This is a genomic window from Vampirovibrio sp. (genome assembly GCF_041737375.1).
Lineage (GTDB): Bacteria > Cyanobacteriota > Vampirovibrionia > Vampirovibrionales > Vampirovibrionaceae > Vampirovibrio.
This window is the reverse complement of record NZ_JBGSRV010000015.1, coordinates 17,393-31,090: the sequence shown is the minus strand read 5'-3', so window position 1 is coordinate 31,090 and position 13,698 is coordinate 17,393. Positions and strand designations below refer to the sequence as shown.

General features: G+C 50.9%; 11 protein-coding genes and 1 tRNA gene. 5 read left to right on the top strand and 7 right to left on the bottom strand.

Annotation, left to right across the window (positions count from 1 at the left end; all coding sequences use genetic code 11):
* Window positions 1-128 precede the first annotated feature (128 nt).
* The 4 genes from ACEW81_RS10310 to ACEW81_RS10295 all read right to left on the bottom strand — a co-directional run bounded on the left by ACEW81_RS10310 (window position 129) and on the right by ACEW81_RS10295 (window position 3,705).
* On the bottom strand, window positions 129-626 hold the full coding sequence (locus ACEW81_RS10310) for a flagellar hook capping FlgD N-terminal domain-containing protein (protein ID WP_373532904.1): 498 nt from the start codon (window positions 624-626) through the stop codon (window positions 129-131).
* A 48-nt stretch (window positions 627-674) separates the two neighbouring features.
* Window positions 675-2,717 carry a flagellar hook-length control protein FliK gene (locus tag ACEW81_RS10305; protein ID WP_373532903.1) on the bottom strand — a complete coding sequence of 681 codons (2,043 nt, stop codon included), beginning with the start codon at window positions 2,715-2,717 and terminating at the stop codon, window positions 675-677.
* 34 nt (window positions 2,718-2,751) lie between these two features.
* On the bottom strand, window positions 2,752-3,177 hold the full coding sequence (locus ACEW81_RS10300; RefSeq protein WP_373532902.1) for a flagellar export protein FliJ: 426 nt from the start codon (window positions 3,175-3,177) through the stop codon (window positions 2,752-2,754).
* A gap of 279 nt (window positions 3,178-3,456) precedes the next feature.
* Window positions 3,457-3,705: a hypothetical protein gene (locus ACEW81_RS10295; protein ID WP_373532901.1), complete on the bottom strand. Its 249-nt coding sequence runs from the start codon at window positions 3,703-3,705 to the stop codon at window positions 3,457-3,459.
* A gap of 190 nt (window positions 3,706-3,895) precedes the next feature.
* Between ACEW81_RS10295 and ACEW81_RS10290 the strand changes: the two genes are divergently transcribed.
* The 3 genes from ACEW81_RS10290 (at window position 3,896) to cdaA (ending at window position 6,870) form a co-directional block, all read left to right on the top strand.
* Window positions 3,896-3,972: transfer RNA gene (locus ACEW81_RS10290), tRNA-Arg, on the top strand.
* Window positions 3,973-4,177: 205 nt separating this feature from the next.
* On the top strand, window positions 4,178-5,581 hold the full coding sequence (gene lysA / locus ACEW81_RS10285) for a diaminopimelate decarboxylase (RefSeq protein ID WP_373532900.1): 1,404 nt from the start codon (window positions 4,178-4,180) through the stop codon (window positions 5,579-5,581).
* Between the two features lie 311 nt (window positions 5,582-5,892).
* Window positions 5,893-6,870: a diadenylate cyclase CdaA gene (gene cdaA / locus ACEW81_RS10280; protein WP_373532899.1), complete on the top strand. Its 978-nt coding sequence runs from the start codon at window positions 5,893-5,895 to the stop codon at window positions 6,868-6,870.
* A 12-nt stretch (window positions 6,871-6,882) separates the two neighbouring features.
* Here cdaA and ACEW81_RS10275 read toward each other — a convergent pair whose 3' ends face one another.
* On the bottom strand, window positions 6,883-7,758 hold the full coding sequence (locus ACEW81_RS10275; protein ID WP_373532898.1) for a hypothetical protein: 876 nt from the start codon (window positions 7,756-7,758) through the stop codon (window positions 6,883-6,885).
* Window positions 7,755-9,263: a YdgA family protein gene (locus tag ACEW81_RS10270; RefSeq protein ID WP_373532897.1), complete on the bottom strand. Its 1,509-nt coding sequence runs from the start codon at window positions 9,261-9,263 to the stop codon at window positions 7,755-7,757. The genes ACEW81_RS10275 and ACEW81_RS10270 overlap by 4 nt, the downstream gene beginning before the upstream one ends.
* A gap of 263 nt (window positions 9,264-9,526) precedes the next feature.
* Between ACEW81_RS10270 and ACEW81_RS10265 the strand changes: the two genes are divergently transcribed.
* Together ACEW81_RS10265 and ACEW81_RS10260 are read left to right on the top strand one after the other, a co-directional pair.
* Window positions 9,527-11,053, top strand: coding sequence for a hypothetical protein (locus ACEW81_RS10265; RefSeq protein ID WP_373532896.1), 1,527 nt, complete (start codon window positions 9,527-9,529; stop codon window positions 11,051-11,053).
* Window positions 11,050-12,219, top strand: a complete 1,170-nt coding sequence (locus tag ACEW81_RS10260) for a hypothetical protein (RefSeq protein WP_373532895.1) — start codon at window positions 11,050-11,052, stop codon at window positions 12,217-12,219. The genes ACEW81_RS10265 and ACEW81_RS10260 overlap by 4 nt, the downstream gene beginning before the upstream one ends.
* Here ACEW81_RS10260 and ACEW81_RS10255 read toward each other — a convergent pair.
* Complete coding sequence (locus ACEW81_RS10255) at window positions 12,216-13,619, bottom strand: tetratricopeptide repeat protein (RefSeq protein ID WP_373532894.1); 1,404 nt, start codon at window positions 13,617-13,619, stop codon at window positions 12,216-12,218. The genes ACEW81_RS10260 and ACEW81_RS10255 overlap by 4 nt on opposite strands.
* Window positions 13,620-13,698 lie beyond the last annotated feature (79 nt).

Below are 13,698 nucleotides of genomic sequence, written 5' to 3'. Positions count from 1 at the left end.
CACGAATTAAACATTGACTTGACTGATGATGATGAACGGGTTTAGGCGATGAACACTCTCGAGGCGGTAAACGCTCCTTTCAGGGGTTTGTGTTTGGCGCTGGGTTTTTAATCCTTTAAGGCATTGGGTTAGGGCGTTGCGGGATTGGTGGGTGGGGTAATGACTGACAATTGCTGGATGCTTTCGGAATCGTAATAGTTGCCGTTAATACGCACCAAGGCTTTGCCCAGCTGGGTATCAAACTGCACCGCTTCTATAATGCCAGTTACGGTTTTGGGCATATTGTTGGCATAATCAAATTCCGGGGTGCCGGTGGTGTTGGTTTTGAAATCCCATCGGGCATCCATTAGCGTGGCTTGCTGACCTACCATAGAACCTGCCTGAGCGAATTTGGTAGCGTTTACCACTTCTTTCATCTGGTCCGCTTGCTCCAGCTGGAGTTGCTGGCTCAGCATTTCGGCGTTGCCTTTGGGTTCGGTGGGGTCTTGATATTGCAATTGGGCCATAATCAGCCGAATGAAACCTTCCCGATCCAGTTTGCCGCTGCCCAGGCTTTTACGGCCAGCTTCGTACTGTACCTGATTGGTGTTGTTTTGCATGGTGATGAGGGTATTGTAGGTACTCATCCGTGTTTCTCCTTTGGGTATCCCTGATTTTGAAAGTGTTATGAAAGGTTAAGCCAGTACGCTGACGCTGCCGTTGTCATTGCGGCGAATAGGCTTATCTGAGGCGGTGGCTGGCTCGTTTGCGCTGCCGGATTGTCCGTAGCGCCCGCTGCCCGGATTTTGGGCAAAGCCGGATTTATTTTGAAACGGACCACCGGATTGGAAAAATGGATTCAGGTTCTGTTCGGGCTGCTGAAACGATTGTTGTTGCTGGGCGCTGCTGGAGGTTTGCTGTTGTGATGACTGGGAGGGTGGTTGTTCTTGCTTGCCCGCATTGCTGCTGGTTTCGGTTTGTCCGGCCAAAACAATGCTAAGCCTTTCCACATGAACGCCTTGTGCTTCTAATGACGCCTTTAGCGTCTCTGCCTGATTTTTTAACAAGGCGTGGCTTTCCGGGTTGCTGGCAATCAATCTGGCGCTTAGGCCTTTTTCGCCCATGCTGGTCAGGTTAATCCGCACTTCACCCAGATTGTCCGGGTTGATTTTTAAAATCAGTTCTTTATGTCCGTTTTTTACGCTATACACGGTGCCGTCCACTACCTGATCGGCAGGATCCGCTGCGGATGATAGAAACTGCGGCAGCTTACTGGCGTTTGCGTCAGTTGGGATGCTGTTTAAGTTGATGGGTGCCTGAATATCGCTGAACATGGAAGCCGTGGGGGCTGCCTGCTCGCTGGCTGGAATTTCTTCGGGCAGGGTCGATTCTTCAAAGGAGGCAGTGGGTGAGGCGGTATCCCGAATGCTTTCAATCTCCCCATCCAGTGCGTCCAGAGTTTGCTGGAGTTCGCTCAGCGGGTTTAGCAAGGCTTCCACGCTTGGGGATGTAGAAGGCTGAATGCTGTTGTTTTGCGCTGGGGTTTTGGCTTCCTGCTGAAGCGGTAATAAGGGCGCTTGATCGGCTGTTTTAAAATCCAGTGCTTCAAAATCCAGTGTTTCCAACGGTTGAACGGGGGTGGCTTCATTTTTAGCATTGGGTAAGGGCAATCCGGATTCCGTTAATACCTGATTGAACTGGAGGCTATCTGGTCCGTTGGGTAATTCCAGCATGGGGGCCATGGCTGGCATTTCGGGGGACATGGCCGCATCTTCAATCACAAAGGCCGATTCCAGATTTGCTAGAGGGCTGGCGGTTGGGTTGGGGATGTCGGGTTGGGAAATGGCTTGTTGTAAGGTGTTTTCAAAGTTGGGGGCGGATAAGTTTGCTGGTGCGGGGGTGGGTAAAGTGGCGTCCAGCTCCAGTTCGGCAGCAGGGGCCGTGGGGGGCCATGCTGGTGACTGGCTTTGTAATAAAGGTTGGGTGGCTTCTATAGCAGCGGGTGCGGTGGGTTGGGTCTGGATTTGCTGAATGGCGTTTTGGATCTGGAATTCAACCGGAATGCCCATCATCAGCATGGCTTCGGGCGATAGGGTACTAAACCCTAGTGATTGGGCCAGCAGCACCTTATCCTGCTCTTTTTCTGTGCTTTTTGGGGCTGCTGTTTCGGTTGTTTCAGCCAGGTTTTCAATGCTTTGAAATGGGCTTGGCACTGTTTCAGCGGTGCTTTCCACTGGAAGCGCCTGTGCTTTTACCGGCTGCTGGCCGGGGGTGGTTTGCAGGAGGGTTTGAATAGAAGCCTGAGGGGTTAGTGGGGGCGCTGCTGGTACCATTGCTTCAATCGCCTCTGGTGCTGGTTGAGCCAATGGCGCATTGAATGTGGTTTTTGCGGCCAGTTGAGAAAGCGCCTGGGTAATGCCTACCGCTGGCGGGGGCAGTTCAATGGCAATAACCATGGGCTGAAGCGCCAATAAGTCAGCGGGTAATAACACTTCGCTGGCATCCTCTGCCCTTGAATCAGCAGGCTCGTCTAACGGCTCAAAGTCGTTGAGTTTGGTGTCGGGTTTGCCCGGTTTTACGGGCTGCGATTTGGGTTGTAATGCCTGATTTAACGCACTGGAAAAAGCCTCGGCCTGATTGCCGGATTCGCCAGTAAGCGCAGGGCTTTCCGCTCCGGCTTTTTTGCCGGATAGCACTTTTTGCGACAGAGTCTGGATGAAGTCGAGGGGGTTGGTCATTGAAACTCTCTTTTTCCCTTGGCGCTAACGTGGGTTAGGAAAACGCGGGGTTTTTGCGGGTGGCTCGGGTCAGGGCAATTTCTGCCAGGAATTCCTCTTCGGCCTTTTCAATGGTTTTTTGGTATTTCACAAAATCTTTGTCTCGCAGGGTGTCTAGCGATTTTTTCTTGATTAAGGCTTGCTGGAGCAGGGTGCGCATGTCCCGCAGCTTTTGTTCCTGGGCTTGCAGGGCATGGGTTTCCTGAAAGCGGCTTTGCTTGAGTTTCCAGATATAGTTGGGGAAATGTTGCAGTTGAGTGGGGTCTAACAGGCCGCTTTCAAGCTGGTTTTGCAGCTCGCTGAAGGCTTGACCGATGATGGTGTCAAATTCCTGAATGCGTTTCTGGATCAGGAACTTTTTCTGTTCCTCTTCAGCGACTTTTTGCTGGATCATGTTCAACTGCTCGGTCCGGTAGTCCAAGACCGCTTGCAGCCTGAAACGGTACTGCTTGAGCGCGATGACCGTATCTCCTATCCGACACTGAAATGGATTTCGTTTTCAATTTCTCTTTCACACACACACTGCCGACCCGTTGTGATGAACAAGGGGCGCGGCGCCCTTCGAACAATTTCCCGAGGTGGGGATTCGCTCTTTTCTCAAGATAGGGCATGACGGGATCGGGTTTCCTCGTTCATGTGGTTTATTTCAGCCAAACTCATTCCTGTGGAGGAAGTTTCGGGGATGGCCTAAAAGTCTTTGCTAGTGCCGGGGTGGGGTGGTTATGGGGAGTAATTGACGACACAGCGTTATCCATTTTTCCGGCCATGGGTTGCGGGCTTTTAAAAGGCGTGGCTTTTTAAAATAGGGCGGAAATCCCCGCCGAAAGCGTTCTTGCCGAAGCAGGCTATTGATGAAATCGCTGATAGAGGCGTTTTGCTGCGCCCCCCGCGCCATTTCCAGAAACTGGATGGTATCCTCATCCAGCAGCACCCGGATTTCCCGTTTCATACCCAACTACCCCCTATTTTCCCCCACAGATTCTAGGGTAACGCCATTGGCGTCCCACGCCTACTAGACAGGTGGGCAGGAGGGCTTAGGGCTGGCAAGGGGGCTAAATAGCGGACCTTCAAAAACGGGCGCAACCCAACCCAAAACGCCAATTGGCCCTGTTTACAGCTTGTGCTACGATTTTACACAAGCCTCCGTAGTTCAGTTGGATAGAACACCGCCGTCCTAAGGCGGGTGTCGGGCGTTCGAGTCGCTCCGGGGGCACCAAAAGCCCGTGATTTTTGCGGGCTTTTTTGTGGCTCGGCGAATGTCGGGTTTTGAGTGACTCAAGCCTCATCCCCGTGAAGCAGAACTGCGATTTTACCCCCTCTGCTCTGGGCAGCTCCAGTGTGAGGGGGCGATGGGTCGCAAATTTACAAGCCGATTTTCATGGGGCATAATGAAAGAAATTCCCCGTTATAAAGGATATGACATGAGCAGTTCGTTTTTCCTCGGCGACCTTGATCGCCCAGCGCCCAATACTTCCATGAAGCCCATTACCTACAGTCTGGATGACAACAGTCAACCCCTGGTGGGCGGCGTTAACCTGGTGGAGTTGGCCCAAACCCACGGAACCCCCTTGTTCGTGCTGGATGAGGCCACGGTTCGGGCTTCGGCCAAGGCGTATAAAGAAACGCTGGCTCAGGCGTACCCCGGTGCCAGTTTGCCCTTGTATGCCTGCAAAGCCAATATGAGCATGGGTCTGGTGAAGCTGATGGAACAGGAAGGCATGGGGCTGGATGTGGTTTCCGGTGGGGAGCTGTATACGGCCATTCAGGCAGGCTTTCCGTTAGATAGAGTGCTGTTTAACGGCAACAACAAAACGGCGCAGGAACTGGAGCTGGCCATTCATCATGGGGTGGGCCGCATTTCGGTGGATAATTTTCAGGATCTGGAGTTCATCCATAAAATAGCGGCCAGTAAGGCCAAAAAAGTGGATGTGCTACTGCGCATTACGCCGGGCATTGAGTGCCATACCCACGACTATATTAAAACCGGCCATATTGATAGCAAATTCGGCTTTGATTTAAGCCAGTTGCCCGCCGCCATTGATCTGATTCAGGATGGCTTTCGGGAAACCATTACTTTAAAAGGGCTGCATGCCCATATTGGTTCTCAAATCTTTGAAACCAAGCCGTATGAAGATCTCATCGAGATCATGATGAATATTTACTACAATGTACGGGAGCAATACGACGGCCTGGTAATGGAAGACATCGATCTGGGGGGTGGTTTGGGCGTTACTTACATGGGGCAGGATGATCCCCCGGCGGTTCCCGCTGCGGTGCAAGGCATTGCCGAAAAACTGAACGCTTACGCCAAGCGCCTGAACTACCCGTTGCCTCGCCTGTTAATGGAGCCGGGCCGCAGCATGGTGGCAACCGCTGGGCTAACCCTGTACACGGTAGGCAGCATGAAAGATGTACCCGGTTTGCGTAAATATGTGGCCGTGGACGGGGGCATGGGCGATAATATTCGCCCCGCGCTGTATCAGGCCCAATATTCCGCTGTGGTGGCCAACAAAATTAACGCCCCGGTGGAAGAAACAGTGACTATTGTGGGCAAATACTGCGAATCGGGCGATATTTTGATTAAGGGCCTGCCGGTGCCGCATTTGGAAAATGGCGATATTTTGGCGGTGTTTGGAACCGGGGCCTATAACTACAGCATGGCTTCTAACTACAATCGTTTTCCACGGCCCGCCGTTGTGTTGGTAGAAGCTGGCAAGGCCCATGTGCTGGTACAGCGGGAAACCTACGACACCATCATTCAGCAGGATTTAATCCCCTTGCACCTTCGCAGAAGTTCGGACGCATCGGTTTTGCCCGCCCACTAACCCATAAAATCCCGCATCATTCTTCAAAAAGCCGGTTCCCTTGGTGCTGGCTTTTTGCGTTTGAGAATTTGGCCATCCATCGATAATGGCAACTGGGTTAAACATCGGTTAGAATGGAAGTGGATGTTTTTCAGAATCTTGATCTGGCCGGAAAATGAAGTGTGTACACTGTGTTTTACGTCTATACAATCAACTGTTTGTGGGTAAACACGTCAAAGTGATACCGTCAGGTTGATGTCCCGGTGAGCAGGTTCCAAACGGTAGGCTTTATGCCGGGTTTGGAAAAGAAGTGACAGGAATGACAAGGCAAGATGATGGAATGGATGATCCAGCAATGGGAACCCCGTCAGGACGCCCTTTGGATGGCCGGTAACCTGCTGGTTCAAATCGCCATTTTAACGGGCATCATCTACTTTGTTTATGTGCGCTTTATTCGCAAAAGCCATGCCGAACAGCTGTTAAAAGGGCTGTTTATTATGCTGATGCTGTTTGTGGGCATGTGGTGGCTGGCCAATATTTTTCATATGCCCATGCTGGAAAATATTTTTGCCGCCAGCATCCAGATTTTGTTTATCGGCTTAATTGTCATCTTTCAGCCGGAATTGCGCCGAATGCTTTTGTTTTTGGGGCAGGGCGAATTGTTTGGCAGTAGTGCTACGGTTCAATCGCCCGAGGAGTCCAAGGCCGAGTATCTGATTCATGAATTGACTGAAACCGTCCGCTTTTTAAGCAAGGCCAAGCGGGGGGCGCTGATTGTGCTGGAATCGGCCAATAGCCATGGTGGTGATTACCTGGAAATGGGGACACCTTTGGATGCCAAGCTGAGTACCGAGCTGATGCTCACCATTTTTCACCATAACACCCCCTTGCACGATGGGGCGGTACTGATTGGCCCCAACAACCGGGTGGTGGCCGCCGGTGTTTTGTTGCCTTTAACCGAAGACCCCAAGCTGAGCTGGCAGTACGGTACCCGGCATCGGGCGGCCATTGGGCTGACTGAAATGTCTGATAGCCGTTGCATTGTCATTTCCGAGGAAACAGGTTCCATTTCCCTGGTACAAGATGGCAAGCTGGAAAAAATCGCCAACCCGGAAGAATTTAGAAAAACGCTGGCCCGCCTTTATGAGGTTTCCATGGATCGTACTTCGGCCCGAAAAATTCCGTTGGGCGAAAAATTATCGGGCTTGTTTACTGGCGAAACCATGGTGGTACCGTTTCAAAAGATTTTTCAGAGCAAGACGCCGGAACAATCATCGTCCGGTAAGCCCAAGTCGGGTGCTGGGCATTAGGCGGTAGCTACTTTAGCCCACTGGCTTAGGCAGCAACGGGGGAGAGAATGGCAACCCGCCATTTCCGCTGGAGAATTGGGGTGGGCGCTGATTAAATGCGGGGGCCGACAGCGATGGGGTGGGTTGAAATTTAGGAAGGCGAGGCGGTTCTGGGAAGGGTGGCTTCAGCAATTCCATTTCTCGCTGTTTTACGTTTCGGTTGGTCAGGTAAAAGTTGAGGTAATTAATCCCAATGCCCAACAAGCCAATGGTAGAAAGCAACCCAATGCCGGTGGCCACGTTGCGGTGAGTCATTAGCTTTTTATAGTAGTCTTCTACCTTTAGAAAGGCCTCATCGCTTTTTTTGATTCCGGCGTCTTCAATGCGGGCCAATGCCTGAGCCTTCATATCTTTGACCTGTTCGCTGGTGGGTACCGCATAACGAGAAATGGGGTTCCACTGCTTTATTTTTTGCCACGGCCCTGGCTGGTGCTGCTGGTTGGTATGAATTAATGCCTTTTGGTAATCCTTGGGAATCATTTTTAAATAGAGGCGTTGCAGGGTCGGTGTTCCGAAAAACCAGAAGGCGTAACCCACAGAATCTCGCAACAGGCTTTCCCGGATTTCATTCCAGCTTTGGGTGGGGCTGGCTTTGCGCCGTTGGTTGGCTGCTACCAATCGCCACAGAATGCAGGCGGCATAGACCAACTGAATTTGGGCCACATGAGACAAGCCCACATCCCGGAAGTCGAAATACTTGAGGGCTTTACCCAGCTGAGGGGCCAGTTTTTTAGGCGCGGGCGGTTGTTCTCCAGCGGCAAAGCGAACCACGGGTTTTGATTGGGCGGGAAACGTCCCTGATTTGGTCCTGGCCAATGGTGAGGTTAGGAGGCTGGGTGGTTGCATCATGCCATAATCCCTCCATTGGTGGAGCGACCTTGCTGAAAACCACTGAAGGGCTGGAAATTTCTGTTAAGCGGAAGGTTTTGTTGCTGAGTACCGAGGGGTTCGGTTTTGAGGCCCTGCGGATTGGCGGTCGGACTCACCTCGCCGGGGAAGAACATTTTTCCACCGTGCTTTTGGGCGGTAATGTACTGGTTATAAAAGGTAAATAAACCGGCTGTGCCAATGGCCAGCGTAATAGGCACCCAGGTTAAGGCGTGTTTTTGCTTAATGGCGGCGCTAATCAGGCCGTCTTCAGCTTTGGGCAAAATGTGGGCCATAACGCCGCCTTTGGCCTGCTTGAACAGTTTTTCCTCAATACGCAGCAGTTGTTCTTTGGCGGTGTGAGCGGTTTCCTGAGTTTCGTGGCTGGCCCGGTCCACAAAATGCTCCAGATAGTATTTGAGTTCTCGCAATACGTTTTTTCGGCTCTGGCCCGAGGCCAGGGTCTGCTTGCCATCGTTGATATGCACGGTGCCGGTTACCCCGTGATAGAGCGCCGTTTTATCCACCAGCTCTAAAAACGCTTCGGTAGCGCGCTTGGAATCCTTGTAAATATCCAGACGGGCCTTGAGTTTTTCGTTTTGCCGAAAGGCTGGGTTTTTCAGTTTTTGGTGTGCTTCTCCGTGGGCCTTGGATTTTTCCCAATGCTTAATTCGGGCTTCCGCTTCTTTATCCAGGGTCAAGGTCCCCGCATCGGGGCTGAGATCGCTTCCCGCAAGGGTGTTTTTGGGCTGAAACATTTGGGCCAGCTTGCCCAATGCCTCTTCAGAGAGCTTCCCGTTCTGCTGATCCAGTTTGCTACCCAAAATTTTAAGTTGCTGTTCAAACGGTTGGTCTTTAACGTCTTCAAGCATGGCCTTGGCGTTTTCTTCCCCCACCACCTGGCTTAGGGTTTTCAGCATAATTTTAGGCGCTTCGGGGCTATTAAGGTTCAGTTTATCAAATGCGCCCTGTTGGGCTTTCCACATAAACTGGGGATTGTCTGAGTTCAGGCCGCCCAACACTTTTTCAACAAACTTGCTTCTGGCCTCATTCGCATTGTCTGATTCTTTTAACGCCTTCTCATAAAGTTGGTTAAAAGCATCCATGTTCACGGCATTGATATGAGCATCCAGAGCCAGCCCATGCGGATTATAGGCATTGACCCGGTTGCCCAGCAATTTGAGCATGCCCCAGCCGAACCAGCCGGTAATTAACACGTTGCCAATCAGTCCCGAAAACTCTCTTAGAAAGGTTTCCCGGCCATCATCCGGTCCCCGTTTATTGTAGGCCATGGCGGTTCTGGGCAAAATCATGCCAATCCCGTCTGAAGCCATCAGCTCCAGGTGCCGATTGCTATCAATGATGCCAATCAGGCTGGAAAAACTATCCAGCGCCCCTGAAAATTTGGGAGCGGCTTGCTGAACGGTTTTTCTGGGCTGAGTGCAAGGCTTGGGATAATACGATGTTTTGTTTGCTTCCATCACCATCAGTCAGAGGTTGGTTCCATGGGAAAACTATCCGCTTGTATTAAAACCGGGCAAGGAACCGAGTGTTAGTTTGTTAATAAGTGTTACGGGCGGAGGGGCAAGATTCCCTGTGAATTCTCAATTTCGCCCGGTTTGTTGGGGTTTAAAAACAATGCTTTACGTTTCTTAATAAGTTAGCACCAGATCATGTTGACCCCCCTTTATAGAGTCACCTCGGATATTTCAGTATGTGTTTTTAGCAAGTGGATGTGTAATTCTCAACGATGACTCAAACGGTTGGACATCGAGGCCCACAGCCTCCCAATTACGTTTCTCCTTCCGCTCGGCCCAAAGCCGGGAACCGGAAGCCAGAGTCGTACCCAGCTTTGCCTGCCACTGCCGTGAAGTTTGGCGGGGGGGTTAAACAGACTTTGCTGAATGGGTCGGTGGGTACCTTCCAGAATATTACCGAGGTTTTTTTGTGGGGCTTTTTGGCTCAGGATATGGTGGCTATGTGGCTGCCTCGGGTGTGGACATCGCTGCAAGAGGGCAAGAAACCGTATGATCCCATGCAGGACCCCCAGACGAAGGACAAGCCCTTTAACGAGCAGGTGAAGGCTTGGGTAAGTGGCAACTGTAAGGGTTTGAACTGGGTTAACTTTTTTGAAGGCACCAAGCGGGAAATTGCCACGGGTCCCGGTTTATTGGCCGTACCCGCCTTGGCGTTTATGTTGAACCGGGCCATGGCGAATCCGGCCACCGAGTTATCCGCCCCCGCTATTGAAGGGTTGGGCCTGGGCCTGAAAACGCACCTGACAGAGCATTTAAAAGGTAAAACCTATGCCAAGGGCCAGAAAGAAGAATTTATTAAAGACGCCCAAACGTACTTGAAAAAGGTGTTTGCGGATACCGAATTTTCCAAAAAACACGCCGCATCAATTTCCGAGTGGATAGAGAGTGAAGTGAAGTCATCGGTTGAGCATGCCCAAAAGCCGGGTTTGGAGCGGTTGGCCTCGAACGCTAAACACGCTTTTAACCGGGAGAAAGATCCGGCATCTGTAACCGCAAGTCGCCAAAAACTGGATCGCGACATTTGGTGGTTCAACCGCGAGGAGAGAATTAACGAGTATCATTTAGAACATGGCGTGATTCGTGACACCAAGCCCTTGAACAACCGTGGCAAGGCCTGGGTTTCTTATCAGCCGGATGCTTTAGAGAAGGCAAAAAGCAAAGCGGCCAGTTCAAGTGAAGGGGTGGCCAAAGAAGGGTTGGCCGATGCCAAGAAGCTGGTCAGCCAAATCAATTTTGCCCAAGTGCAAAATGATGTGAGCCGTGTGGGCGGGTATCTGAATAAAGTATGGGATAACTTTGAAAAAGCAGGCCATACCAACATTGCGGAAGCCACTGAAAAAACCATGAAAGAGCTGACCCGCAACAAATGGCTGTTTGGCGGTGGGGTTACCGTGCTGACCGCCGCTTATCTGGTTAAGCTGGCCTTTTGGGCGCAAAATCATGGTACTTATCAGGCAACCCGTCTGTTGACGGAAGATGCCGCTAAAAAGAACAATAACGCTGTGTCTGGTCGTACTCCCAATCATCCTTTTTCACCTCAAGCCGGTTTGCCTTTTGGCTCACAACCGGCTTTTTCGCGTTTTGCCAATCAGGTTCCAGTCCGTCCACCGTCCAGTCTCAGCGGAAACGGGCTTATGCAGCCTTTAGCAAGTCAAGCAGCTCAACTGCCTTTCGGCTCTTCAGTTCCTGCGCCCCACCCCTTGTTTCAGGGCAAACGGGCAGAAGGCGGTCAGGCATGACTCAAGTGCGTTTTGGTGGTGGCGAGAATCCCTGGGGATATCAGGCAGCCCGTAATACTTACCAATTGCCCCAAAAAGCAGAAGCTTGGCTGAAGCCCAAGGTGGGGGGAGCGGTTGCGGGTTTTGTCAAAAATCAGCTGACTTCCGATTTTTCAAGTTTCACCAATGTATCGGTGGGCAAGTTTAAAACATTACTGGCAGAACCCCCCAAGTTGCCCTTGCTGTTGCTGTTGTATCCCGGCACGGTGGGGCCCCGTTTGTACCGGGCTTATCAGCGTGGCAAGGAAAATAACGATTACCGGGAAATGGGCGATGTGTTGCGCCGCGATGTGACCGCCATTACCCTGTTTGTGTTTGCGTTGTCGCCGGTGGTGAATGGCATTAGTCGTTTCGTTCAGCAGGTTAAAGGGGTCAATCTGGTGAAGGACGGTGGCGGGGTATTGAGTTATTCTGATTTTCGGAATTACGAGATTGATACACCCAAAGCCTTGTGGCAATTGGTGAAAGAAGGAAATGGCAATGGCTTGAAAAATGCCATTAATGCCTTAAAAGATGACGGGTTGACTGAAAAATACCACGCCCTGAATCCCGCCAAAAAAGCCGATTATGCCAACACCCTGAAAACCCTGAAACGGGAAGTGGCCCAGTTTGTGGATGAATTTAGTCCTGAAAAATACAAATTGCCCGAAAAAGGAACTCCTGCCGAAAAGCAGCTTGCCGAAAAGCTGCCGATTGACAAGGCGAAAACGGTTTATAAATCCTTCGATCAGGCCCAGCAGGACATTGTGGATATTTTGGAGCACTGTGCCAAAAACGGTTGTGAAAATGGCTCTAGAGAAGTACTGGAGATTGCTAAAAATCTTCAGGGGCAAGCAAAAGGCGCCCTTAAGCATTTTGCCAAAGTGCATCGTTTACCCGCGGATATGGTGAGTTTCGCCTTGATGATTGGCGCCATTGGCTGGGCGCCCATGGCCTTTAACGGCTGGTGGAACAAGCGGCAGTATGACAAACAACAAGCTGCTGCCATCTCCAGTGCCACCACCCCAGCTGTTGCGCCGTCTATGCCTTTTCAGCGGTCTTTTCAACCGGTCAACGGTTTTCAGCCTTTAACCGGTTTTTCCGCTCAAAGCCCAGCTATAAACCCTTTTAACCGTAGCGCTTTTTAAAAGGATGATTGCTTGGTGTGCTGAATATGGGCCAGATTACTTTTGGCTTTATCGTGGTTTTTATCCAGGCTTAGTACTTTTTTATACATTTTAATGGCCTTGTTCACTTCTTTTTTGCGCTCCAGCGCCACGGCCAGATTGTAAAAGGCATCGGTATAGTTTGGGTTAATGCGAATGGCGTTGCTGAGCATCTGGATAGATTGAGCCAGTTCGCCCTCCACCCCATGCAAGGTACCCAAGCCAAAATAAGCTTTGGCGTTACCGGGGTCCAGCTCAATCACTTTTTCGTAATGAGACACCGCTTCTTTGATCATGCCTTTTTCATCCTGCAAAACGGCCAGTTCATAGTAGCAGCTGGCATCTTTGGGGTTCATGCTCAAGGCTTGCTCAAAGTGGCTGATGGCCTTGCTGGATTCTTGCGTTTGGCTGAATGCTTTGCCCATATTGAAGTGAATATCGGCATTGCCGCCATCGTAAAGCAGGGCTTCCTGGTAACGCTGAATGGCCCCGGCGGCGTCTCCCATTTCGTAGCGCTTGACGCCTTCATTACAAAGCGCCGCTCCCATCTGGCTTTTGACCGATTGGATATAGTCAGGGTCCGTGTTTGAGTCCTGTTCCTTCAGCACCAGTTTGAAATGCTCAATGGCTTTGCCATATTGATTTTGGTCAAAGTAAGCTTGCCCAATTTTGCCCTGATACTGTGAACGGCCGCTGGGGTTTAGCGCAATCAGGCTTTCAAGTTCTGCAATGGCTTCCGGGTAGTTGCCCAGTTGCATTAAAAAATCGGCTTTCAGGTCCCTGTATTTTAAGGGAGATCGAGAGGTTTCAATTAATTTCTGAATAGCGGGCAAGGCCTGTTGATAGTGGCGGGTTTGCTCCAGTAGTTTAATCTTCAGTTTCAGAGACTCTTCATGGGCAGGATTGATTTTTAATGCGTTAGAGAGCGCCGCATGGGCTTGATCCAGTTGGTGCAGCTGCTGGTAAAGGCGGGCAATTTCATAATGGGCCTCTACCTGGTTGGGGTTCAGGTTCAGGGTGGTTTTAAAGGCGCTCAAGGCGCTTTTGAGATCGTCTTTTTGTACAAATAGCCTGCCGATTTTAAAGTGAACCGAAGGCTCGTCGGGCTTCAGTTTCAGGGCTTCCTTAAAGTGGCGAAGGGCTTCGTTGTATTTATACTGGCTAAGGAGGGTATTGCCCCGGTTCAAGTGATCAATAAAGCTGAGCGATTCTTTGGGGGCCACTTCCGGTTGCCCCGTGGCCACGTCTTTCAGGTGGCTGGAATTGGAGATTAGTGGTTTACCCTTTGCGCTACGAATCACGATGATAAACACAATGCTGGAGACAACCGCTATTAAAACGGCCACTATGGTGGATTGAGAGTTGATTTGCAGCCAGTCCAATGGGATGATCCCGCTAATTTACTTTTTTGACCCTTGCTTTCATTATAAGTTACATTGTTAACACTGGTCCGCAAGCAAG

What these genes read in the sequence shown, in the direction of transcription:
- ACEW81_RS10310 (WP_373532904.1), bottom strand. Translation starts at nt 626, where the DNA reads ATGAGTACCTACAATACCCTCATCACCATGCAAAACAACACCAATCAG.
- ACEW81_RS10305 (WP_373532903.1), bottom strand. Translation starts at nt 2,717, where the DNA reads ATGACCAACCCCCTCGACTTCATCCAGACTCTGTCGCAAAAAGTGCTA.
- ACEW81_RS10295 (WP_373532901.1), bottom strand. Translation starts at nt 3,705, where the DNA reads ATGAAACGGGAAATCCGGGTGCTGCTGGATGAGGATACCATCCAGTTT.
- lysA (WP_373532900.1), top strand. Translation starts at nt 4,178, where the DNA reads ATGAGCAGTTCGTTTTTCCTCGGCGACCTTGATCGCCCAGCGCCCAAT.
- cdaA (WP_373532899.1), top strand. Translation starts at nt 5,893, where the DNA reads ATGATGGAATGGATGATCCAGCAATGGGAACCCCGTCAGGACGCCCTT.
- ACEW81_RS10275 (WP_373532898.1), bottom strand. Translation starts at nt 7,758, where the DNA reads ATGATGCAACCACCCAGCCTCCTAACCTCACCATTGGCCAGGACCAAA.
- ACEW81_RS10270 (WP_373532897.1), bottom strand. Translation starts at nt 9,263, where the DNA reads ATGGTGATGGAAGCAAACAAAACATCGTATTATCCCAAGCCTTGCACT.
- ACEW81_RS10265 (WP_373532896.1), top strand. Translation starts at nt 9,527, where the DNA reads ATGACTCAAACGGTTGGACATCGAGGCCCACAGCCTCCCAATTACGTT.
- ACEW81_RS10260 (WP_373532895.1), top strand. Translation starts at nt 11,050, where the DNA reads ATGACTCAAGTGCGTTTTGGTGGTGGCGAGAATCCCTGGGGATATCAG.